The sequence below is a fragment of the Paucisalibacillus globulus DSM 18846 genome, assembly GCF_000482485.1.
GTDB lineage: Bacteria > Bacillota > Bacilli > Bacillales > Amphibacillaceae > Ornithinibacillus > Ornithinibacillus globulus.
Window position 1 is genome coordinate 351,667 of sequence record NZ_AXVK01000001.1, and the last position, 22,818, is coordinate 374,484.

The window sequence follows — 22,818 nt, forward strand, 5'->3', positions numbered from 1 at the left end:
AATAGTGGAATATCCCATTAATCTGGTATGATTAGCTTGGGTAAAAAAATACGATTCAAATTTTATAAATTAGGAGGAACCGCTTTGGATTTTACAGTTTTTGAGAATAAAACTTCTAAAAAGAAACCAAAAATGTCAAAAGTAAAATCTATTACACTTATAGTCATTATTCTTTTATTTATTGTCGGGGCTATGTCTGTTAGTTTCTTAACCGATTATATTTGGATGGATAGTTTAGGCTTTCGTGATTTATTTACAACTATTCTTGGTAGTAAGGTATTACTTGCTGGAATCGGTTTTATTGTATTCTTTGTTTTATCAGCAATAACCTTTTTCTGGGTTCGAAGTACCTACATAAGTCATCTAAAACAAGAGCAACTTCCACCGATAATCCTAGAAAAGAAGAAAAGTAGTGCGATTGTTTTTGGGATTTCTATTGTAATTGGATTAATTGGAAGCTCACTTGTACAGGGGATAGGCTGGGAACCTTTATTGAAGTTCATTAATCAAGCTTCCTTTAATATTAAAGATCCTCACTTCAATATGGATATCTCTTTTTATATGTATACTTTACCTGTATTGAAAATTATACTTAATCTTTTATTAAGTCTTGCGATTTTCTTTTTCTTACTTGAAGTTGGATTTTATTCAGTATTTGGTATATATCGTAAAAGTAGAAAAGCACAGATCCATATGGGAATAACATTAGGATTTGTTGGTATTTTACTAGCTGGTTTGCATCTATTAGCACCATATGAAACACTTCTCACGAATAAGGTAAACATCTTCCAAGAAAGTGCTGTTTACGGTTTAAGTTATACAGATCAGTTGATTAATATACCTAAAGCTTATATATTAGCTGCTGTTGCATTAATAGGTACAATTTGGATGATTATAGCTATGAATCGTGGAAAAATCCTTTCCATGGCAATTCCAATCTTTGCCTATGTAGTACTTGTTGTTGTTGGTCAGCTTGCTAGTGTTGTTGTTCAAAGTTTTGTAGTATCACCAAATGAATTTTCAAAAGAACAGCCATATTTGGCACATAACTTGGAGTATACTAGATCAGCCTATAAACTATCTGGTATAGAGGAGCAAGAACATCCAGTTAATGATACATTAGATACAGCAATGATAGAGCGAAATATGAAGACGATTGAAAATGTTCGTATTAATGACGTCAGACCACTAGAAGATGTGTATGACCAAACTCAAACGATCAGACCATACTATTCATTTAATGATGTTGATATTGATCGTTATATGATTGATGGAGATTATGAGCAGGTCTTCATTAGTGCTAGGGAATTAAGAACAGAAGATTTATCTGATCAAGCAAAAACATGGGAAAACCTGAATTTGCGTTATACACATGGTTATGGAGTTGTTATGAGTCATGTTAACCAAGTGACACCGCAAGGACAGCCAGAATATATGTTGAATAACTTACCGCCACAAGGTGATATGGAAATTACTCGACCGCAAATATATTTTGGTGAAGAATCGTATGACGAAATTGTTGTAAATAGTAAAAAAGAAGAATTTGATTATCCACAAGGTGGAGACAATGCAACATCCCGTTATGATGCCGAAAATGGTATTCCGATGACAGGTCTAAACCGTTTATTATTCGCGATAGACACAGCGAATTTTCGTATGTTAGTATCTGATCAAATAAACTCAGATAGTTTAATGTTACATACGCGTAATATTATGGATCGTGTAGATAGAATAGCACCATTCTTTTCTTATGATGAAGATCCGTATATTTTTATTCGAGACGATGGTAGTCTAGCTTGGATGATAGATGCATATTTAACAGAAGAACATTATCCATACGCAGAACCTTATTCTGACGGTGGAGAGAATTATATTCGTAACTCGGTAAAAGTTGTCGTTGATGCTTATACTGGGGAAACAGATTTTTATGTAGTAGACCCAAGTGATCCATTATTACAAACATATCTTAATATATTCCCGGATCTTTTCACAGAAGAAATACCAAAAGATATTCAGGCGCATTTCCGTTATCCAGAGATGTTATTCAAGGTTCAATCATCCATCTATGGAACATATCATATGTCCAATCTAGAGGTATTTTATAACCGTGAGGATGTATGGGAGATTCCTACAGAAAAGTATTATAATGAAGATGTTGAAATGGACCCTTACTTTGTAACGATGAAATTACCTGATTATGAAGAAGAGGAATTTATCTTAATGCAACCATATACACCTAGAAATAGGCAAAATATGATTGCTTGGATGGGTGTTAGGAACGATGGGGAGCATTACGGTGAAATGTTTGTTTATCGTTTCCCTAAACAGAAAAATGTTTATGGACCGCAACAAATTGAAAATCGAATTAATCAGGACAGTGTCATTTCTCAGCAATTAAACCTTTGGTCGCAGGGAGGATCTGAAGTAATTCGTGGTAACTTATTAGCCATTCCAATTGAAGATACGATTGTTTATGTAGAACCTATTTATATAGAATCATCAAATGAAACTTCCTTACCTGAAGTGAAACAAGTGGTCGTAGCTTATGATGATTATATTGTAATGGAAGAGAGTTTTGAAAAGGCATTAGCACGAATACTCGAGATTGTTGACCCAGGAAGTAAACCGAATGATGATGGTAATCCGGCTAAACCTGATGAAGGTACAGAAGACGAGGAAGAGACAGATCCAATCGTGAATGCAGAAGAAACTCTTGTGGAAGTGTCTAAACTATTCGATGAATATCAATTAGCACTTATGCAAGGTGAATGGAAAAAAGCAGCAGAACTTATGACTGAAATAGAAACAATATTAGAAGGTTTAGAGTAGGTTTAGTGTAATATATGAATGCCAGGTATCGATTAATTGATAGCCTGGCATTTTTTGTTAGGAGGTGATTATTATTTTAATTAACTATGGACTTTACTGACTATAACGATAGAAAAACTAACGCATCCAGACCTAGGATAAGGAAATGCGTTAGTTTTGCAGCTTATTAATAGACATAAGCTGAACCTACAATAATTAATAGAATAAACAGAACTACGATTAATGCGAAGTTATTGTTGTTTCTAGAACCTCCACTGTATCCCACTTCGTTTCCCCTCCTTCTATCAGTATCACTTTTATCATATGGAGAAGAACTGTAGCTCTCGTGGACTGTTGTGGAAGGAATAGAAAAATGTGCCATTTTTTTATAAGGATATTACTTTTGTAAGCATGATTATTTATCAACATCTTCATCTAACTCTGAACTAAACTCGGTTTGCATTCGATTGGAGATGGTTATATCATTTGGATGTGTATATTCTTTATCGTCAATTACTTTACTCTTCATATACCGATGGAAAAATATTTCGCCAATGGCGATAAAGACTGCAGATATAAGTGAAGCATCTGCAATAGAAAAATTCCCTTCAAATAACACCTGCCCTATCAGGAAAATTCCAACAAATGCTAATCCAAAGTCACCAATAGTTGCCCAAAAATTAGATACGTTCGGTAGGACAAACACATCAGCAATATAAGCTATTGCACTTAATACAAAACTAGTTAGTAGAATATCGGTTAATGTTACATTGTAAAACAAACCTAAGACTATCCAAAGTACACCTGTAGTCACAATAAGTTTAAGCAAAAATGATGATAAATGCCTCATAAAAGTTACCCCTTTCAAATTAGAAATAGTCCATATTAATTTCCCCCTACTTAATCTTTTCATTCTTTACTAGGGTTTCAATATTTTTATCCTTGATTGTACAAACTTGCATTAGAGTTGCGAAAAGGTATCAATTACGTTTGTATAATGATGTTGCTTTTGTGAGATTTTGTTCTTCCTATGGTGTGGTAAAATCATAGCTAGTTTTGATTAAGATAGGGATTAACCGTATAATTAATAATATGATAAAGGAAAAAATAATAAGGAGGTGCAAAATGGAAGATATCAAACATGGTCAAAACAAATTTTATATAGGTGAAGATGAGGCTGATCCAAAAGCTAAAATATCTTATCAAAAAGATTCTAGCGGAAATCTTATTATTGACCATACCTTTGTCTCAGATGAATTTAGGGGACAAGGTACGGCAAGCCAGCTAGTTAACATGGTTGTTGATTATGCTAGACAAGAGGGAGTAAAGATAATACCGGAATGTTCTTATGCTCAGAAATATATAGAAAAAAATAATCTTCATGATATTTTAGTGTGATTGGTGAAAAGCAGTGTAGCGGTTTTGTTACACTGCTTTTATTGCATAATCGTAAAGTTATTTTCAATTAAGATTGTTATAATTCGCTCTTTTGAAATAGTCTTTTCATCAAATTCTATTTTAACTTCTCCATCATCGGTATCAATTAATACTCGCTCTATCCCACTTAATTGATTTAGAATTTCTTCTACTTTAATAATCTCAGGCTCAGAAGTTTCTTCTTTTATAAAAATAGTTTGTTCACTCATGTGAAACTCCTTTTTGTGATTTTCTATTTGCTGTTTTCTAATAGTTTGCTGATTACATAATTTGTATAAAGTGAGCAGTAACTACATGAGGAATTACATTGCTATACATCATTTTGAAGTAGTTAATTGGCAGAAATGAGGAATAGGAATGTATTTCGTAATTTAAAATTGAGCCATTTTGCAAATTTGACAAACTAAAAGAATTTTGCACCCCAATTAGGGCATCATGCCCGAGCAGTTTCCATCAATCATAAAACAAAAAGCAACAAAGATTATGAATACAGCTTTTTTATTTGTCGATATATAATTATGCTTTCCATAAATGTAACAGGTCAACCATCTATATTCATATTCTTGTAATACGGGGCTATGAATGTAGCTCGAACAACAGGAGAAGGAAACAATTTGAATTTAGGGGGATCCGATATGTATTATAATAATCCTTATAATTCTGGATATAGCTACTACCCTTATCCAGTTTATCCGTATTATCCAATAGAAAATCATAATTATTCGAATGTATCTAATGGAGAACGACAACAGGTTATACAGGGGCAAGCAACATGGACATCTGGTGGTCCAGTTACAAAATGCGGACTACCTTGGTCAACAAATCAATTTATGTCGGTTGCTGTAGGGGAAAATACAACTAGTCAATGTGGTGATTCGTTAAAAGTAAGAAATCCAGTTAATGGGCGAGAAATCATAGTGACGGTAGTAGATCAAGTAAGGGGATATCCCCAAAATCGAATCAATCTACATCGTAGATCCTTTGAAGCTTTAGGGGCTAATTTGAATCAGGGGGTTATAAATGTAGAGATAACCCCATCACCGGAATTAGAAGGGGAGAAATGGGGGAAATATTTACTAGAAATAGTGCAAGTTGGTCATCCAGGGTTTGATGTAACTGATTATAATTCTGTCGGTAAAACAGAAATATCACCAACTAGAACAAAAGAAACGTTTGATTTTATTCTTCATCAACAAAAAGAGGAATTAAAAATAAGAGGAAGTGTTGTTTATAATCCTCAAACGGATCGTGTGATTTCCTTTGATTTTACAGAAATATAGGCTAATGTTCTGAAATAATGCTTTAACTGGGTATTTACCAGTGTCATTTAATGCTATGAAAACTATACTATTATATACCTATATTTCAAAAAGTAAATTCTCCCTATATAGCAATTTTAACAAGGATGAAGAAAATGATTAATGGATGGCTTGAATTTATATTGCTTTTATTAGCTGCATTCCGATTAACAAGGCTAGTTGTATTTGATAAGATTACTAATTTTATTCGAAGACCCTTTCATAATGAAATAGAAGAGACAGATCCCAATGGCAATACGTTTACCTATATTGAAATTAAAGGGAAGGGTTTACAGTATTGGGTTGGTGAGCTATTAAGTTGCTATTGGTGTACCGGTATGTGGTGTACAGCTCTTTTATTGGGATTAATGGTGGTTTGGCCAACGGGAAGTGATGTTTTAATAACGCTTCTGGCAATTGCTGGCGCAGCGGGTATATGTGAATCTATTGTGCAACGGTTGGTAGAATAATGTTTGTTAAAGGAGGACAGTTGTAAATGACTAATCAGAATAAACAAGGTAATACGTCCTCACCAAAGCCACAAGGAAAAAGAATTAAGAGATCTGGTTGTGGTTGTGGTAAAAGAAGAAAACGACGATAAGTAATATCTAATTTTATGCTAAGCCATGCAACAAACTATAAAGTTGTGTGGTTTAACATTACTCTGTTATTGACAAAAAAATAGAACACCAAAACCATAAAAAAAGCGCACCCTATAGGATGCGCTTATTCGTCTATTTGGTAACCTTTTCTTCTACACTCTCTTTATCTTTAGTAACCGTTTTGGGTTCGTTAAGTTCAAAAGATAATCCATCACGATCACCAACGGTTAATTTATTATTACCAACTAATCCTTCTAGTAATTCTTTAACATCAATACCAGAAGAAGCTTTAAGAGTCTCTTGTAGTGATGCCATTAGGTCTGTTGCATAACCAGTAACCTTGTTCGCACCACCGCCATTTTTACCATTACCGCCAGTATCTACTACAGTAATCTTATCGATATTACCTAGAGGGCTAGCAATCTCTTTCGCGTATTCTGGAAGCATATGGATAACCATATCTAGGATTGCTGCCTGACCGTATTGCTCAAATGCCTCAGCGATCTTGCGTTTCGCCTCGGCTTCTGCAAGACCTTTAAGACGAATAATATCAGCTTCAGATTCACCTTGTGCACGTTCTGCTTCAGCTTTTGCTAAACCATCTACACGAATCTTCTCAGCTTGTGCTTTTGCTTCGGATTCAATTCGATACTGGTTAGCATCAGCAGCAGCAATTTGTTTTGCTTTCTCGGCGATAGCAGCTTGCTCAACAGAGTAACGATCCGCATCGGCTTTCTTTTTAACTTCGGAATCGTATTGTCTTTCACGACGTAAAATCTCTTTTTCTTCTAGTTCAATTTGCTTTTGACGCTCGATAATCTTGATCTGCATTTCATGTTCTGTAACTTCTTGTTGTGCACGAGCAGTTTCTAAATCGTAAGCTTGGTCTGCACGTGCCCTTGCAATATCCTGTTCGCGTCGATATTCAGCTGTTTTTAATTGATTTTCTTTTTCGGCCTCAGCGATTTCAGTTGCACGTTCAAGTTCGGCTTTTTTCGCTTCTTTTGCAGCCTCAGCTTGTTTAATACGTGTTTCTTTATCAGCGTCTGCTGTTGCAATATCAGCATCACGTTTTACTTGTGCAATACGTGGTTTACCTAAGGAATCAAGATAACCATTTTTATCTCTTACATCTTTAATAGTAAAGGAGACAATGTTTAGTCCCATTTTTGCTAAATCTTGTGAGGCGACACGTTGAACTTCTTGTGAGAATTTATCACGGTTTTTATAAATTTCCTCCACTGTCATCGATCCAAGAATGGAACGGAGATGTCCCTCTAGAACTTCTTTTGCTTCACTTTCACGATCTTCTTTAGTTTTTCCTAAAAATTGTTCTGCAGCAGTGGCAATTTCATTTACAGTACCACCTATTTTTATAATGGCAGTACCATCAGCCATTACTGGTACTCCTTGTTCTGTGTATACTTCAGGAGTTGTTACATCAAGTTTACTAGATAGTAGACTTAATGGTTCAGCTTGTTGGAATACTGGTAGTACGAATGTACCTCCACCACGAATAATCTTAATCTTATTTCCAGATTCATCCGTATGTACGGTTTTTCCGTTTCCTAAGTAGCTTCCTGTTACAATCAAAGCTTCATCTGGACCAGCTGTGCGGTATTTTTTAATAAATACTGCAATAAGTGTAATGACAAGAAATAATGCAATTACAATTAGTATTGTAAATCCACCAAATATACCTAAATCCATTCCATTTCCCCCTTGATAATATATTTAATACGGTTTTTAAACCATATTATATTATGATAATGATAATTCGGAATTCAAATTGTAAGGAGTGACATAAAATACACCCGCTTTGATTTCTAATACTAGTACTTCTGTTCCTTCTGTAATGGGAATATTTTCATAGCTTGCTGCTGGTCTTGAAATCATTCCACTCTTTCCATCAACAATAACTTCACCAAAGCCATCCTCTGGAATAGAGATGATTATTTTACCAACTCTTCCTTTTAATGATTCTTCCGTGAAAGCTAAAGATTCCTCAGCGGATGCAAGTGGAATTAGAACGAAAAAGTTTAATAGAACATCCATTATGAGAGCAAAAGCAATTGAAACAAGAAGTATTAGGGTACTTGAGAAGGGTGTAACTAGTTCTAATACAAATCCAGAAGAGGATAAGAAAACAATAAAAGCTAAAATCAGAGTGGGATTCAAAATGGGAATACCCTCACCAACACCGTCTATAACATCCCCGAAAAACAAGTAAAGTACAGTAAAGCAACCTGAGATAATTAGTGTTGTTAAATAAATTGTTTGAATATCAACTCCAAATATTGTCATAAGCATCATCCTATCTGTAGATTAAAAATTCCGATTACCTATTATACGATTCTATTGTAACCTAGGTTTCATAAAATAGAAATAATTTTTAAAAAAATGTAAAGTACAATGTTCAATTAATAAAAGTATTCGCGTAAATATGGTGTTTAAGGTAATCAACGGACTTTTTTACCATAGACATAATGAAATACGCCTATTTTGATAAAAGTTTGACAAATTTGTGAACAGGATGAATAATATAGGGAAGAGGGGGGATGGATCATGATAAATTCTGCAAAAATATTAAGGGCAGTTAATATTCTTTGTGGCACGTTAATCACTATTGGTATTATTTCATTTTTATACGGCTATTTTGGAAACGATTACAATGTGATAACTGGAGTAGGAATAGGAATAACAATGGGTGGAGTATTCATTTTTATCATGGGGCTTTTCTTAGTTGTAACGGAAGAAGTAGTGGAGAAGAACAATAAAATAAGCGAATAGAAAAGGAGCCCTGTCGACTAGGACAGAGCTCCTTTATTGCTAGCTAAATTATAGAAATTACATATATCCCCATATTAATGTTAGTAGTGTACCAAATACAGTAACTAAAGCAATTGCTATACCATAGTAAACATTTGTATAAATTGCTTTTTTGTCATTTGATTCACCAGCATGCATGAAGAACACCAGCTGAAGTGCTGCTTGTATAAAAGCTGTAACTAATAATATCGTCATCCCCATTTCAAACGACATATTAAAGAAGTAAACACTTAGGGCAACTGCAGTAAGAACTAGTGAAAAAACAAATCCCATTACTTGTTTTACTGGGAATAACTCTTTCATGTTTACATCATTCCTTTCAAATAGATGAAGCTAAAGATGAAAATCCAAACCACATCTAGAAAATGCCAATATAGTGAGAAGATAAATGATTTATTAGTTGTTTCCGGCGTAAATCCTCGCTTTTTGATTTGTAGGAATATGAATAATCCCCAGAATAAACCAAACGTAACATGCGCACCATGTGTGCCAAGAGTTGTTAATAATATTGCTGAAAAGGCACTAGTTTGTAATGTTACACCAACGTGATAATAATGAATAAACTCATAAACTTCTACACCAAGGAATGATAATCCTAATAGAAGTGTAATTCCTAAGAATGCCAGAGTTGCCTTTTTATTATTAATTCGCATGGCATGGATTGCTAGACCAATAGTAAAGCTACTCGTTAATAGAATAACTGTTTCCAATATAACAGGTGTAATCTCAAAAACTTCAGCACCTGATGGTCCAGAACCAACACCATTTTCAAGTGTAAAGAACGATGCAAATAATGTTCCAAACAGCATAATTTCAGCACCAAGGAATATCCAAAAACCTAAAATATTCATTTGGTTCTGATTAGTACTATATTCAAGAGGTTCAGTATTATTTAATTTCATTATTTAGCACCTCCTAATTTCTTTTCAGTTTCTTCTATTTCTTCTACCGGAATATAATGTCCGTTATCTTTTTCGAACGTCCGGTATGCCATACATCCAAAAATTCCTAATGCAGCTATAATGACTCCAGGCCATATGCCAAAGACGAACGAAAATCCGAATACAAAGAATAACCCTGCCAATATAATTGGTAATCCACTATTATTTGGCATGTGAATTTTTTCTGTTTTATTTTTAAATAATTGATGGCCGTTTTTCTTAGAATCCCAAAATGCTTCAGACGAGTTAACGACTGGAGTAACCGCAAAATTGTAATGTGGTACTGGATTAGGTGTTGCCCATTCTAGTGAACGTGCATTCCATGGATCTTGACCAACATTTCTTGGTGAATGACGGAAACTGTAATATACGTTATATACAATTAGAATAAAGGCAATTGCCATTAGTCCAGCGCCGAAGAAGGAAAGCATGTTTAATGGACCAAAACCAGTTTCTTCAGAGTATGTGTACATACGACGTGCTTGCCCATCTAATCCTGTGATATACATTGGGAAGAATGCTAGACAGAATCCGATAGATAGGAACCAGAATCCCCATTTACCAATTCGCTCATTCAACATAAATCCAAACATTTTTGGCCACCAATAGGTAAGTCCAGCAAGCATTGCGAATACAACCCCAGGGATAATAACGTTATGGAAATGTGCAACTAAGAACATGGTGTTGTGATACTGATAGTCGGCACTTGCCATAGCTAGCATTACTCCCGTTACACCACCAATGGTGAATAGCGGAATGAATCCGATGGAATATAACATTGGAACAGTGAAGCGGATTTTTCCTTTCCACATGGTGAGTAACCAGTTGAATATTTTTATTCCTGTTGGTACGGCAATAGCCATTGTGGTAATGGAAAAGATTCCATTTACAAGTGGTCCATGTCCCATTGTAAAGAAATGGTGTACCCAAACTAAGAATGACATGAATGAGATAAGAACCATTGATCCTACCATGGACTTATAGCCATATAAGTTTCTCTGTGAGAAGGTAGCAATAACCTCACTGTAAATACCAAAAGCAGGGAGGATTAAAATATAAACCTCAGGATGTCCCCAAACCCAGAATAGGTTAGCCCAGAGCATATCCATTCCGCCATTTGTCGATGCAAAGAAATGTGTTCCAAACTGACGATCAAGTGTACCCATTAACAATGCAATGGTTAATACTGGGAAAGCAAATACAATGATGACGTTAGTAATTAATGCAGACCATGTAAACATCGGCATTTTCATTAATGTCATACCAGGTGCTCTCATTTTCAGAATGGTCACGATAAAGTTGATTCCTGTCATTAGTGTACCAATACCAGAAATCTGTAGTGCCCACATATAATAGTTAACACCGACAGTCTCACTAAACTCGGTTCCGGCAAGTGGGAAGTAATTCGTCCAACCTGCGTCAGGGGAGCCGCCAATTACAAACGAGATATTAAATAGCATTGCTCCTGCAAAATATAACCAAAAACTAATTGCATTTAATCTAGGGAATGCAACATCACGTGCTCCTATTTGTAAAGGTACAACAAAGTTCATCATACCGATAATGAATGCCATAGCCATGAAGATTATCATAACTACCCCGTGTGTTGTAAATACTTCATTATAGTGCTGTGCATCTAAAAATGTATTATCCGGTACAGCTGTTTGTAGACGCATCATTACTGCGTCAGCGCCACCTCGGAATAGCATTAATAATGCAGAGATAATATACATCATACCGATACGTTTATGGTCAACAGTTGTTAACCATTCACGCCATAAGTAACCCCATTTTTTAAAGTAAGTAAGTCCTATAACGATAGCAATAAGTACTAAACCAATTGCCACCATCGATGCGTAAATCATTGGACTTGGATGGGGAATGGCAAATCTATCAAAGAATTCCATTTTGATAACTCCTTTCGAGATACTTCACTTTTATTTAATACTTCCAAACTATTAATCATCTTATTTAATGACTAGAGTGGTCTTCGTGATCTGAATGACTTTCCTCTTCGGAGTCTTCATGATCTGAATGACCTTCGTCTGAGTCTCCATGGTGATGTCCTGCATGTTCACCCTCTGGAGCTGGTGCAAATTCTAGGTGTGTTCCTGTAAAGGTCATTTGTCCTAAATGGCCAGGCTCTAATAACTTATCAAATTGTTCCTCAGTAAGTGGGTCTGCTGTAGAATGAATTTCTTCTACCCATTTATTAAACTCTTCATTTGATAATGCTGTTGTATTAAACGTATTCTCGGCAAATCCTTCTCCACTAAAGTTTGCATTTCTACCTACATAATCACCAGGAGTTTCTGCCACTAGGTTAATCTTCGTGACCATGTCTGCCATTGCGTATTTTTGACCGGCAAGCTGAGGAATCCAAAAGCTTGTGATTGGTCCATAGGAATATAATCTAAACTCTACTGGGCGATGGGTTGGTATAAATACATAGTTCAATGTTTCTATATCTTGTTCTGGATAACTAAAATGCCATTTCCAGTTAGAGGACGCAGCATAGATTATGAGTGGTTCATTATCTTCATATCCTTCAGGAACTGTTTCCACTTCGTAAGTTGATTTAACCGAAACAATGGAAAGGAAAATAACGATTAGAACGGGAATTGCTACTATAATTGTTTCAACAATAGGATTTCCTTTAATATGTGGAGGTTCATAATCCTCTGATTGTTTGGAAGCCCGATATTTATAGAGCATGATAATTAAAAGCGTGATGACGACAATGACGATAATCGCCATAATTAAAATTGAAAGCCAAATTACATTAGCTGTTGTTTCTGCTTGAGGACCTTTAGGGTCTAATACCAAAAGAGGTTCACAACCAGTTAAAATAGTCATTAACAATATAGCGAATGTAATAAATGCTAATTTGAGTTTCATATACTTTCTCCTTTCACCAAAAATGGTTGCTAATGTTAACAAAATGGACATACATGTGATTTTTTTTCACAAAGAGCCGCTACCATATCTTATTACGTTGTGATAATTATTACAATGATTTGTTTTACACTTCACAAATTGTTCAATAATATATGTCGATTTTGTGTAAATAGGAAAAATAATCCTGGTAAATCGGGGCCGAAGGGGGGAGGAGGAGTTTTAAATATAGCTAGTTAGAGGACGGGGAAATTTTAATATGTAGTTAGAATAATGCCGTCTTTTATAAGATTTGTTGTTAGTTACCTATTTGAATAGACTGTGCGGTAACTAATAATGTTTGGACTGAGAGTCATACCCGCTCCGGAAATACACTTCGTTTTCCGTGGGCGGCTGGTGAGCCTCCTCACTCCTTCGTCGTTGCGGGGTCTCACCTATGTCTAACCTCCCACAGGAGTCTCCGTGTATTTCCGGAGCTGGTTTAGCTTAAATTTGATTAAAAGTGATTTTTAATGAAAATGTGTGATAAAACAATTTTTATTTAGAAAGCCAATACTAGCGCAGGCAGAATACGTAGACTCCTGCGGGAATAGCACGTGTCCGAAGACCCCGCAGCGGTGGTCTTTCCGCGAGGAGGCTGAGGCCGTGCCCGCGGAAAGCGGAGTATTCTGCCGGAGCGGTGTCTTAGCACTACACTTATCTCATAATTAAAGTTACTGCGCAGATTCTATCAATAGCGAAAAGAAAGAGCAACAAACATTACGAAAACAGCCAAATTAAAAAGAGCATCCAATTTGACGGATGCTCCATTAACTATTCGTTTTAGGCCCACCTCTTGGCCGATAACATCGAAGAAATATAGCCTTTTGTGAAAGATTCATTACTACCTGGGACGGGGAAGTGCCCCCGTCTTATTGTAGTTTAGTAAATTCTTAAAATTATAGCCAAGCAGCACCTACGATGATTAGAAGGATAAATAATACAACGATTAGCGCAAAGCTATTGTTGTAACCTCCTCCGCCGTAGCCATAACCGCCATAACCACCACAGCCGTATCCGAATGACATTCTACATCCCTCCTAACGTACAATATCAGTAAATTTGGAAGGAAGAACCTCCAAATCTAAAACACTTTTCATTTAGTGTTTGTTATACTATATGATTACAGAATCGTATTGACTGGGACAGATACCCAGTTTTTAGGGAAACTGTATATTTGCCTATTATTAGATTGAAGCAATTTCTTTAGCAGGAATTTTTAATAATTCCTTACTTCCTTTACCAGTATTTTTTATATATTGTTTCACTAAATAATATCCAACGCTATATCCTGCCATATTAGGATAAAAGCTCCTCCCGTATAGAATGTTACTAGCCTCTCTTGTGTTTTTGGATAAATCCTTATGAGGTAAAATTATACTTTCCCATATGTCCTTTAATTCATCACCATTATAATAGGATGTCCATGGTGCTAAGAGAGAAGATCCGAATCTTTCTCGAACAGCATTTTCTGCTAGCCCTTCTAGAATGATGACATCTAAAAGGGTATAGTCTGTTTCCTTAATCGGATCGTGCTTAAGTCTGCAACAATGATTATATTCATGAGTGAATAAAGCTTTTATTTCATTTTCGGTACTTCTATCGGAGATAAATAAAAATAATTTATCACTAAATGCTAGACCGGCTCTTCCGCTATACTGTTCTTTTATTTTTCTATTGTACATATCAGATGGGAAGATAAATATAGGGATGTTTTTTCCATTCCAATCTTGTTTTAGTATTTTTTCTTCTTTCGCAATGATTTTCCATACGTTTTTTTTGCGTAAAGATTTTAATAATGATTCTCCATCTTGTTCTGGTCTGTGATACATTCCGTGACTAATAAGTAGTTTAGTGACTTCTTTTATATTACCTTTATAAAAGTAGTTAGTTAGTTTTTTATAAATATGTTCGGGGGAGTCATATGACTTTTCAAGCCATTTATCAGTTTGATATACTGGCAAGCTATCTCCTTCTTTTCATTAATTTTTGTTTTTCTGAAAAAAACACTGGTGCAGGGCATTGCCCGTCTTTTGACATGGGATGAATTTTCGGTTGGCTTTAGCCAGAGTTATAGTATTAAAAAGAATCTGAGCGACTTTAATAGAGGCTGAAACCATTGTGGATTAAGATTCTTCGATATCTATAATTGTCCTATTACTTTTTCTTTTTGGTATAGTAATGCTTAATTTGTTGTTTTTAAAAGAGGCATTAATCTCTTTCTTAGGTATGTCAAATGGTAAAGAAATAACTCGTTCACTTTTGGAAAATGTTTGCTGTTTATAATTTATGCTACCTTTCAAATCCTTTTGATCCATAAGTCGATGGTCATCAATACTTATCCTTAATTTGTTTCCTTCCACTTCAATTTGAATTTGATCTCGCCTATATCCGTCAAGTTTTGCCTGTATTAGATAATGGGTATTCAACTCTTTAACGTCTACCCAAAATGGATGAAGGTGGAAGTGCTCATTCATCTGTTTAAACGATTGATTGAAAAAAGAGTCCATATGTTTCATAAAGTCGTTTAAAGGTGTCATATCAATATCGAAGCGACCAGGAAGCCTGTTTTTTCTAAAATCATCCATACAGTTCACCCCCTATGATGAAATATTACTATTAGATTATGCGATATTCTTTGTAAAGTGGTGGGCATTATATTGTGAAGACGTTAAAAACCCAGGATAAAGTGTTGCTTCACTTAATCCCGGGTCTCGGTAAATGAGAGGATTTCTTTATATAATTGCTGGGATTTTTCTTCTGTAACTAAATGACCAGCTTTTTCATACGAAACGAGTTTTGCATTTGGTAAGTCTTTAGCAAGTTTTCTTCCAATAGGAAGCGGAACAACTTTATCCTCTTCACCCCAAATTAGTAAAGTGGGTGTCTTAATATCATGGAGTTGCTCACTAGTTAAATCTCCCTCACGGTGTCTAAGTAGTCTGACAAGTGACTTTGGAAAGTTCTTATCCTGGAGTGGTCTCCCGTACTCCTCAATTTGGTCATTCGTAATAAAAGAATGATCATAAAAAACATTTCTAAGATTCTTAACAACGCTCTGTGAATTAATCTTTCGTCTTGCAAATACATGAAAGAAGGGGAGATAAGAGCTGTAAATAAGATGTTTTTTTGCTTTTGGTAAATATCCTGAGCTACAGAATAAAATTAGTTTCTTTACTCGACCTGGTTCTTTCATTGCTGTGTATAAAGCAATCTGTCCACCCATAGAATGACCAGCTACATAAGCTTCTTTTATTTGGAAATGATCCATGCATTTCAGTATAAGATTAGCGTAGTTGTCAAATGAGTAGATAAATGATGTAGATTTCTCACTTTTCCCAAATCCAGGTAAGTCAATCGCTATGATTGAAAAGTCATTTGCTAGAAGTTCTTTTAGGCGATTAAAGGTATATGATGATGCAACAAAACCGTGTATGAGAAAAATAGTTGGTTTATCTTGGAGCCTATATTCACAATAAATAGTTGTTTTCAATATATTTATATACATTTTTGTAAAATCCATCTGGTTTTAATTTTCACCTCGAACTTAATTAGGAATGCTCATTAAAGTGACTCATAAATTGTCAATTCATCTTTAGCCACATTCTTCCCAATGCTAATACTATTTATCATTATAAAATGATAAATTTGAAATTGATATTATTTCTAACTTTACTATAAGGATTTAGACCAGTGTCAAACTGAAGATAGCCACTTCTATTTCCCAACTTATTTGGGCTTCTTTGCTCATTATTTGGATATGCCTCTCGAAATATAATTAAACGTATAACGAGAGGAGGAGTTTCATGAAGAAGTCTTGGTTAGGTGGTTTGATTACAGTTGTTCTAGTTCTGCTTTTTCCAATTGTAGGAAATGCTGCAACAGACGAGGGGAAGCTAGAAAAGGTTACTAGTAGTTCGCATTCTGTAGCAAAAGATGATTACATTAAAGGAGAAGTTATCGTTAAGTTTAAAGATGACGTCTCTGCTACACAACAAAGTAATGCCCTTAATAATGTTAATGCAAAGGTGAAAGCCGATACTGACGCAGTCAAGTCATCGTTTTTAGTGCTTGAAGTTGGTAATGTAGATGCTGTTGTAAAGGATTTAAATAACAATCCTAATGTAGAGTATGCTGAACCAAACTATGTACTTAATGCTACATGGACACCAAATGATACGTATTTTAGCCCTAGCTATCAATATGGATTATTTAATACGGATGCAGATCATGCTTGGGATGTTACTCGTGGTAGCTCGAGTCAAGAAATTGCAGTACTTGACTCTGGTGTGGACTATAATCACCCTGATTTAGATGGAAAGGTTATTCGCGGCTATGACTTTGTCCAGAGAGACTGGACCCCACAGGATCAAAATGGTCACGGTACACATGTAGCTGGAATTGCTGCCGCAGAAACGAATAATGCAACTGGTATTGCTGGTATGGCTCCTAACACGAAAATATTAGCTGTTCGAGTTTTAGATGCTAATGGAAGTGGTTCTTTAGCGAATATTGCAGATGGTATCATTTATGCAACAGATGCAGGTGCTGAGGTTATTAACCTTTCATTAGGATGTGACTGTGATACCCAGACATTAGAAAATGCAGTGAACTATGCATGGAATCGAGGAGTTGTCGTTGTTGCTGCAGCAGGAAATGATGGCGTGAGTACAACTTTTGAGCCAGCGTCATACACGAATGTGATTGCTGTAGGTGCTGTTGATTCAAATAATCGTAAAGCAAGCTTTTCCAACTGGGGTAATTGGGTTGATGTTATGGCTCCTGGGGTAGATATCGCATCTACTTATCCAAATAACAGCTATGTTTACATGTCTGGTACTTCCATGGCTTCTCCATATGTTGCTGGGCAGGCAGCATTACTGAAATCACAAGGAAAAAGCAATGCACAAGTTCGAGCAGCAATTGAAAATACTGCTGTATATATGAGTGGTGTAGGTCGTCAAGTTGAGCATGGATTGATTAATGTGAATGCTTCTGTTCGTTATTAATAATACTTAGCTTATTACAAAACGGAACAGCAATTTAGCTGTTCCGTTTTTAAGTTGTTAAATCTTTGTACGGGTGTTAACCGTTTCCTGAATATGTGTTACTGTACCAGGATCCTCTAGTCCTGTAACATCTCCACTTACCGTACCTTTCACTACAATTTCCTTCAAGAGTCTTCGCATAATTTTTCCACTTACTGTTTTAGGAAGAGCATCTGAAACAATGATCTCTTGTGGTCTTGCAATAGCACCAATTTGCTTCTCAATGCTTGAACTAATTCTTTCTAATAACTCTTCAGATTCAGAAAAACCATCTGCTAGTCGGACGAACACTACGGGAACCTCTCCTTTAATTGCATCAGGTACACCGATTACAGCCACTTCTGAAACGCCCGCAACCTCGAGAACAGCACTTTCCATTTCCATTGTACTTAATCTGTGACCAGCAACATTAAATGCATCATCTGAACGTCCTACTACCCATATGTAGCCTTCTTCATCGATTAATGCTAAATCAGAAGCAAAGTAACAACCCTCAACTTGACTAAAGTAAGTTTTATAGTACCGTTCCGGCTCTTTCCAAAGTGTGCGACAAAGCATCGGGAATGGCTTTCTAATTACGAGGTTTCCTAATGTATTAGGTCCGACTGGATTTCCTTGATCATCCACCACTGCAACATCTGCCCCTAGGAATTGTATTCCTGCTGATCCCGGTTTCATCGGAGTTAACCAAGCAGCTCCTGCGATAGGGCAGCCCGCAGTTTCTGTTTGTCCCCAAGTATTATTAACTGAAATTCTCTTTTTGCCAAGTACTTCGTATGTCCAATGCCATGTTTCGGAATCAAATGGTTCTCCAACCAAAGAGATTACATCGAGACATGTAAGATCAAAACTCTCCATTACTTCATTGCCTAGACTTTTAAGCATTCGTAATGCAGTTGGAGCGGTAAAGAGCTTGTTGACCCGATATTTTTCTATGATTTGATAGAATCGGTCCTTTGTAGGATAATCAGGCGCGCCTTCATAGACAACAGTAGTAACTCCATTAGCTAAGGAACCAACAATACCCCATATGTGCATCGTTAGCCACCCGATATCTGCGGAGCACCAAAATACATCGTCATCTTTGTGGTCCATATGATATTTTGCATAAATATAATTTTGGATAACAAAGGCCATACCGGAGTGAACAACACCTTTTGGTTTTCCAGTCGTTCCACTTGTATAAAAAACAATTCCAGGTTCGTTTGCTTCGATTCGCTCAGGCTCACAATTCATGCTCATTTTTGTTCGTAAATCTTCCCACCAATAATCTCGACCTGGTTGCATTGTAACCTCAGTTCCAAAACGATTGACAACAATGACAGCTTCCACGGATGAAATTTCAGGTACCACATTGTCTACTTTTTCTTTTAAATTTATCTTTTTACCGCGACGTTGTGTTGCATCAGCGGTGACCATAACTTTTGGTTCAAAAGCAGTTAAGCGATCTTTTAATGATTTTTCCGAGTATCCGGAAAAAATACTATTATAGACAGCACCTACACGAAAACATGCTAGAACAGCAATAAATGCTTCTGCTAAATTCGGAAGGAAAATGGCTACACCATCACCTTTTTTAACTCCTAATGATCGTAAGGCATTTGAAAAGCGATTGACTTCAGCTAACAACATAGTATAGGTGAAGAACTTCGTTTCGCCATTTTCACCTTCCCAGATTAGTGCTGTCCTGTTTCCAGCACCATTTTCTACATGTCGATCAAGTAAGTTTATACTTGGGTTGCTGATACCGCCTTCAAAAAAACGGAAGTCGGGAAGGTCTCCTGTGAGGGTTTCTTTCCATGGTTCATACCAAACAAGCTCACGAGCAACATTATCCCAAAACTCTGCAGGGTTATTTTGGGATTTTTCCACTAGCTCTTGAAAGGCTTTAGCCGAACCAATCGTTGTGGCACGTGCTTTTTTTTCATTTGGATAGACTAGTTTACTATTCTCAACTACTTGTAAAATACCACTTACATCCATTTGTTAGCTTCCTCCTTTTATTAATTAACCCATCTATTTGAATTATATCAAATTTTCTGAATGGGTGAAATAAAACTTTAGTATCAAATTTTAGTATCTGGTGCTAAATGTTGGCTAATCTGGTATTCTTTTCTTTTTCTAATTGTTGTTGTAAATTGATAATGGAAAGAGTTTTCAAGGGGGGAAAGATTTGATACGTAAAATTGGAGTAGATGCTGGTGGCTCACTTGTCAAAATTGCTTATCAGGAACAAGGGAAAATACATATTAAAACCTTTTCAAATCGTGAATTAGAAAAAGTGGCGGAATGGTTAGTCTTTTTAGCCCCGGATGCAGAATTAGTAATAACTGGTGGAAAAGCTGGTCAGTTAAAGAAATTACTTTCTAATGATTCTCGTTTAGTTGGGGAGTTTCACGCGGTTACGAAGGGAACACGCTACTTATTAGAACAGGAAATGAGTAATCGACAAGAGGAATTTATATTAGTCAATATTGGTACGGGAACCTCATTTTTTTATGTTGAGAAAGATTCCTTTGAGCGTGTGTTAGGTAGTGGGATTGGCGGAGGAACTCTAATGGGACTCGGTCATTTAATAACAGGTAAAAATGATTTTTCTTCGTATATTACTATGGCAGAAAAAGGGGACAACCGAAATAGTGATTTATTAGTTCGGGATATTTATGCCCCTAATGAACCGCCAATCTTTGGTGATTTAACAGCTGCTAATTTTGGGAAAGTACATGTAAATGAAGCAGCAAATGAGAATGATTACTTAGCAAGTGTGATGCAGTTAATTGGTGAGACGATTATTTTACTTGCTGGTCAAGTAGCAAGAAGTAAGCAAGTTAATCGGATTGTTTTCGTTGGTAGTACTTTGGTGAATAATAAGGCTTTAAAAAATATTTTTAGTAGTTTTAAGGATGCGATGTCCTACGAGCCTATATTTTTAGAAAAAGGGTCACATGCGGGTGCTATCGGGGCTTTCATTGATTAGAAGGATTTTCTTTTTACACACCCCTCAGAAAAGTCCCTTTCCTGAGGGGGTTAAGCGTAATGTCCACCAATTTTTTTACTGCGATCTAGTGTAACGCCAGCATCAGTAAAACTACTTGCGCGGAGAATGGCGGTAGATCCATATTTATCTCGGATGGCATCCATGACATAACCGATATCATTTCTTTTAGAACGGTCTTCGAACAAGTTTAATTGCGTTTCTGCTTTATCGTACAAATTATCCAGTGTGACATAGACATGGCGGATATCACTAAAACCATCATAAAATTCACTGAAAAGTTGCATACAGATATGATATATATCTATCGTGACATTAGTAGGAAAGGGGATAGATCGAGAACGAGAAAATCCACCACCAGTTTCTTTTGAATAGGAAATTCCAAGATGAATCGTTTTACCTGTTTTTCCAGCTGTACGTGCTCTACGACAGACTTCTTCGCATAAATCTAAAATACAAACAGCAACTTCATCTTTTGTATAATCCCGCAGGAGGGCAATACCGTGCCCAAATCCTTTTTGCTCATGCTTAACAAAATCTCCGAACACGGGACTTAAATCAATTCCCCATGCATGCCAATAAAGCTGTTCTCCCATGATGCCAAATCGTTTCTTAAGATGCTCTAGGTCAAAGCGCGCAAGCTGCCCTAGGGTGATAATACCCAAGCGGTTTAAATTACGTTTCATGCGACTTCCAATGCCCCAAATTTTTTCAACAGGAAAAGGCCAAAGTTTGTCTTCTACATCTTCATAGCGACATTCTGCAATGCCAACTTTTTTGGCGTGTAAATCCATTACCACCTTTGCTAAAAATTTATTATCCCCAATTCCAATGGAACAGGTGATACCAAAACTATCGATAATATCACGTTTGATTTGTTTAGCAATCTCTAAAGGGCTACCAAATAGCTTATCAAGCCCATCTAGTGTTACCCATACTTCATCCACAGAATATTGGTGGATGGCTTCTTTCGGAGCATATTGATTAATTAATCTAGTGATTTCTACGGAGACTTGCAGATAATCGGCCATATGTGCTGGAACAATATGGATATCTGGATCTTTTGGTAATTCAAAAAAACGGCTGACATTGCTTATCCCATATTTTTCTTTTAAAGCAGGTGAAGCAGCAAGAACAATACTACCAGATCTATTTGGGTCACCAACTACTGCAAGCATGGCTTCCATAGGGTCATACCCTAATTTAACAGCCTCGACACTAGCATAAAAGGAACGCATATCAATACATAGTACATCATGCCGCGGAAAAGTGGAATAATCCATTTTGTTTCACCACCTATTAGGAACGTTTGTTCTTATTATATGTATTGTATTTTAGATTATCAATGGAAAATTATACAAATAAGCAGCCCTATCGATTTCAACAATGATATTACAAAATTACTTATCCCTGAAATTTACTTTCTGCATATAGTGTTGTATGGAAGAAAATAGGGAGAGGTGGAACAACCATTGTATTATTATTACCCAGTATATGCTTACCCAGTATATCCTTATCCTAACCAAATACATCGTCAATTCCCCGATGTAAATACAGGTTTTTTACATCAATCTGCACAAGAAACAAGAAAGTTAATGAGGGAAGCAAGTATTATATTAGATAAGCTTGCGGATTCGGGGGAATTTAGCAAAAAGGTCATGGAAGCTGCACAAAAGTCTAATAATGATGAGGTTGAGAGATTACTTAAATCAATGGGGATAACATCTGATATTCATGTTACATTTAATCCTGATGAGTTACGTATGGAATTCATTTCGAAAGTTGAAAATACAGAATGTTGCAGATTAACTGTAGCATTACGATGGAATTAATAGCAAAATGCCAGTTAAATACAATTTGACTGGCATTTAAGCTTAAAAACCTGAAATGATACTAGTAATTTACGCTCGAGTTTTGTTGTAATTT

22 protein-coding genes and 1 pseudogene are annotated in these 22,818 nt (G+C 36.0%); 8 read left to right on the forward strand and 15 right to left on the reverse strand.

Going from position 1 to position 22,818, the window contains the following annotated elements:
- Positions 1–84: 84 nt before the first annotated feature.
- Positions 85–2,829, forward strand: coding sequence for a UPF0182 family protein (locus tag K332_RS0101875; RefSeq protein WP_026905899.1), 2,745 nt, complete (start codon positions 85–87; stop codon positions 2,827–2,829).
- Positions 2,830–2,995: 166 nt separating this feature from the next.
- On the opposite strand, the gene K332_RS23875 is transcribed toward K332_RS0101875, so the two are convergent.
- Together K332_RS23875 and K332_RS21825 are read right to left on the reverse strand one after the other, a co-directional pair.
- On the reverse strand, positions 2,996–3,094 hold the full coding sequence (locus K332_RS23875) for a YjcZ family sporulation protein (protein ID WP_156914130.1): 99 nt from the start codon (positions 3,092–3,094) through the stop codon (positions 2,996–2,998).
- Between the two features lie 129 nt (positions 3,095–3,223).
- Positions 3,224–3,658 (reverse strand): YndM family protein, encoded by a 435-nt coding sequence (locus K332_RS21825; protein ID WP_036687834.1) that lies wholly within the window; start codon positions 3,656–3,658, stop codon positions 3,224–3,226.
- Positions 3,659–3,933: 275 nt separating this feature from the next.
- Between K332_RS21825 and K332_RS0101890 the strand changes: the two genes are divergently transcribed.
- Positions 3,934–4,206 (forward strand): GNAT family N-acetyltransferase, encoded by a 273-nt coding sequence (locus K332_RS0101890; RefSeq protein ID WP_026905901.1) that lies wholly within the window; start codon positions 3,934–3,936, stop codon positions 4,204–4,206.
- A gap of 38 nt (positions 4,207–4,244) precedes the next feature.
- Here K332_RS0101890 and K332_RS0101895 read toward each other — a convergent pair whose 3' ends face one another.
- A complete protein-coding gene (locus K332_RS0101895) occupies positions 4,245–4,454 on the reverse strand; it encodes a metal ABC transporter ATPase (protein WP_026905902.1) in 210 nt (69 codons plus the stop codon).
- A gap of 426 nt (positions 4,455–4,880) precedes the next feature.
- Between K332_RS0101895 and K332_RS0101900 the strand changes: the two genes are divergently transcribed.
- Positions 4,881–5,525, forward strand: coding sequence for a DUF3889 domain-containing protein (locus K332_RS0101900; RefSeq protein WP_026905903.1), 645 nt, complete (start codon positions 4,881–4,883; stop codon positions 5,523–5,525).
- A 134-nt stretch (positions 5,526–5,659) separates the two neighbouring features.
- Positions 5,660–6,013 (forward strand): DUF1360 domain-containing protein, encoded by a 354-nt coding sequence (locus K332_RS0101905; RefSeq protein WP_026905904.1) that lies wholly within the window; start codon positions 5,660–5,662, stop codon positions 6,011–6,013.
- 264 nt (positions 6,014–6,277) lie between these two features.
- Here K332_RS0101905 and K332_RS0101915 read toward each other — a convergent pair whose 3' ends face one another.
- Positions 6,278–7,855, reverse strand: a complete 1,578-nt coding sequence (locus K332_RS0101915; RefSeq protein WP_026905905.1) for a flotillin lipid rafts scaffold protein FloT — start codon at positions 7,853–7,855, stop codon at positions 6,278–6,280.
- A 51-nt stretch (positions 7,856–7,906) separates the two neighbouring features.
- Positions 7,907–8,449 (reverse strand): NfeD family membrane protein, encoded by a 543-nt coding sequence (locus tag K332_RS0101920; RefSeq protein WP_026905906.1) that lies wholly within the window; start codon positions 8,447–8,449, stop codon positions 7,907–7,909.
- 261 nt (positions 8,450–8,710) lie between these two features.
- Here K332_RS0101920 and K332_RS0101925 point away from each other — a divergent pair, with 261 nt between their 5' ends.
- Complete coding sequence (locus tag K332_RS0101925; RefSeq protein ID WP_026905907.1) at positions 8,711–8,935, forward strand: hypothetical protein; 225 nt, start codon at positions 8,711–8,713, stop codon at positions 8,933–8,935.
- Between the two features lie 57 nt (positions 8,936–8,992).
- Here the strand turns inward: K332_RS0101925 and qoxD are convergent, their stop codons facing one another.
- From qoxD to K332_RS0101965, 8 genes and pseudogenes are all read right to left on the reverse strand, one after another.
- Entirely contained in the window at positions 8,993–9,277 is a 285-nt protein-coding gene (gene qoxD, locus K332_RS0101930; protein ID WP_026905908.1) for a cytochrome aa3 quinol oxidase subunit IV, read from the reverse strand.
- A 2-nt stretch (positions 9,278–9,279) separates the two neighbouring features.
- Positions 9,280–9,876 (reverse strand): cytochrome (ubi)quinol oxidase subunit III, encoded by a 597-nt coding sequence (locus K332_RS0101935; RefSeq protein ID WP_026905909.1) that lies wholly within the window; start codon positions 9,874–9,876, stop codon positions 9,280–9,282.
- On the reverse strand, positions 9,876–11,822 hold the full coding sequence (gene qoxB / locus K332_RS0101940) for a cytochrome aa3 quinol oxidase subunit I (RefSeq protein ID WP_026905910.1): 1,947 nt from the start codon (positions 11,820–11,822) through the stop codon (positions 9,876–9,878). The genes K332_RS0101935 and qoxB overlap by 1 nt, the downstream gene beginning before the upstream one ends.
- Before the next feature lie 64 nt (positions 11,823–11,886).
- Positions 11,887–12,813 (reverse strand): cytochrome aa3 quinol oxidase subunit II, encoded by a 927-nt coding sequence (gene qoxA / locus K332_RS0101945; RefSeq protein WP_026905911.1) that lies wholly within the window; start codon positions 12,811–12,813, stop codon positions 11,887–11,889.
- A gap of 935 nt (positions 12,814–13,748) precedes the next feature.
- A pseudogene (locus K332_RS24655) lies at positions 13,749–13,826 on the reverse strand (YjcZ family sporulation protein); the annotation flags it as partial.
- Positions 13,827–14,036: 210 nt separating this feature from the next.
- Positions 14,037–14,813: a DUF2268 domain-containing putative Zn-dependent protease gene (locus K332_RS0101955; RefSeq protein ID WP_026905912.1), complete on the reverse strand. Its 777-nt coding sequence runs from the start codon at positions 14,811–14,813 to the stop codon at positions 14,037–14,039.
- Positions 14,814–14,975: 162 nt separating this feature from the next.
- Positions 14,976–15,437, reverse strand: coding sequence for an Hsp20/alpha crystallin family protein (locus tag K332_RS0101960; protein ID WP_036687838.1), 462 nt, complete (start codon positions 15,435–15,437; stop codon positions 14,976–14,978).
- Between the two features lie 113 nt (positions 15,438–15,550).
- The gene (locus K332_RS0101965) at positions 15,551–16,372 is read right to left on the reverse strand and encodes an alpha/beta fold hydrolase (protein WP_051359314.1); all 822 of its coding nucleotides are present in this window, start codon (positions 16,370–16,372) and stop codon (positions 15,551–15,553) included.
- 283 nt (positions 16,373–16,655) lie between these two features.
- Between K332_RS0101965 and K332_RS0101970 the strand changes: the two genes are divergently transcribed.
- Positions 16,656–17,858, forward strand: coding sequence for a S8 family peptidase (locus tag K332_RS0101970; protein ID WP_026905915.1), 1,203 nt, complete (start codon positions 16,656–16,658; stop codon positions 17,856–17,858).
- Between the two features lie 57 nt (positions 17,859–17,915).
- Here K332_RS0101970 and K332_RS0101975 read toward each other — a convergent pair whose 3' ends face one another.
- The gene (locus tag K332_RS0101975; protein WP_026905916.1) at positions 17,916–19,880 is read right to left on the reverse strand and encodes an acetate--CoA ligase; all 1,965 of its coding nucleotides are present in this window, start codon (positions 19,878–19,880) and stop codon (positions 17,916–17,918) included.
- A gap of 190 nt (positions 19,881–20,070) precedes the next feature.
- Here K332_RS0101975 and coaW point away from each other — a divergent pair, with 190 nt between their 5' ends.
- The gene (gene coaW / locus K332_RS0101980; RefSeq protein WP_051359315.1) at positions 20,071–20,874 is read left to right on the forward strand and encodes a type II pantothenate kinase; all 804 of its coding nucleotides are present in this window, start codon (positions 20,071–20,073) and stop codon (positions 20,872–20,874) included.
- 50 nt (positions 20,875–20,924) lie between these two features.
- Here coaW and K332_RS0101985 read toward each other — a convergent pair whose 3' ends face one another.
- On the reverse strand, positions 20,925–22,175 hold the full coding sequence (locus tag K332_RS0101985; RefSeq protein WP_026905918.1) for a DNA polymerase IV: 1,251 nt from the start codon (positions 22,173–22,175) through the stop codon (positions 20,925–20,927).
- Positions 22,176–22,364: 189 nt separating this feature from the next.
- On the opposite strand from K332_RS0101985, the gene K332_RS0101990 reads away from it, so the two are divergent.
- On the forward strand, positions 22,365–22,724 hold the full coding sequence (locus K332_RS0101990) for a YuzC family spore coat inner layer protein (protein WP_051359316.1): 360 nt from the start codon (positions 22,365–22,367) through the stop codon (positions 22,722–22,724).
- Positions 22,725–22,818 lie beyond the last annotated feature (94 nt).

Excerpts from the sequence above, each read along its gene's own strand:
- K332_RS0101905 (WP_026905904.1), top strand. The coding sequence starts at position 5,660 with ATGATTAATGGATGGCTTGAATTTATATTGCTTTTATTAGCTGCATTC.
- K332_RS0101975 (WP_026905916.1), bottom strand. The coding sequence starts at position 19,880 with ATGGATGTAAGTGGTATTTTACAAGTAGTTGAGAATAGTAAACTAGTC.
- K332_RS0101890 (WP_026905901.1), top strand. The coding sequence starts at position 3,934 with ATGGAAGATATCAAACATGGTCAAAACAAATTTTATATAGGTGAAGAT.
- qoxA (WP_026905911.1), bottom strand. The coding sequence starts at position 12,813 with ATGAAACTCAAATTAGCATTTATTACATTCGCTATATTGTTAATGACT.
- K332_RS0101960 (WP_036687838.1), bottom strand. The coding sequence starts at position 15,437 with ATGGATGATTTTAGAAAAAACAGGCTTCCTGGTCGCTTCGATATTGAT.
- K332_RS0101920 (WP_026905906.1), bottom strand. The coding sequence starts at position 8,449 with ATGACAATATTTGGAGTTGATATTCAAACAATTTATTTAACAACACTA.
- K332_RS21825 (WP_036687834.1), bottom strand. The coding sequence starts at position 3,658 with ATGAGGCATTTATCATCATTTTTGCTTAAACTTATTGTGACTACAGGT.
- K332_RS0101900 (WP_026905903.1), top strand. The coding sequence starts at position 4,881 with ATGTATTATAATAATCCTTATAATTCTGGATATAGCTACTACCCTTAT.
- K332_RS0101925 (WP_026905907.1), top strand. The coding sequence starts at position 8,711 with ATGATAAATTCTGCAAAAATATTAAGGGCAGTTAATATTCTTTGTGGC.
- qoxB (WP_026905910.1), bottom strand. The coding sequence starts at position 11,822 with ATGGAATTCTTTGATAGATTTGCCATTCCCCATCCAAGTCCAATGATT.
- qoxD (WP_026905908.1), bottom strand. The coding sequence starts at position 9,277 with ATGAAAGAGTTATTCCCAGTAAAACAAGTAATGGGATTTGTTTTTTCA.
- K332_RS0101985 (WP_026905918.1), bottom strand. The coding sequence starts at position 22,175 with ATGGATTATTCCACTTTTCCGCGGCATGATGTACTATGTATTGATATG.
- K332_RS0101895 (WP_026905902.1), bottom strand. The coding sequence starts at position 4,454 with ATGAGTGAACAAACTATTTTTATAAAAGAAGAAACTTCTGAGCCTGAG.
- K332_RS0101915 (WP_026905905.1), bottom strand. The coding sequence starts at position 7,855 with ATGGATTTAGGTATATTTGGTGGATTTACAATACTAATTGTAATTGCA.
- K332_RS0101970 (WP_026905915.1), top strand. The coding sequence starts at position 16,656 with ATGAAGAAGTCTTGGTTAGGTGGTTTGATTACAGTTGTTCTAGTTCTG.
- K332_RS0101965 (WP_051359314.1), bottom strand. The coding sequence starts at position 16,372 with ATGGATTTTACAAAAATGTATATAAATATATTGAAAACAACTATTTAT.
- K332_RS0101935 (WP_026905909.1), bottom strand. The coding sequence starts at position 9,876 with ATGAAATTAAATAATACTGAACCTCTTGAATATAGTACTAATCAGAAC.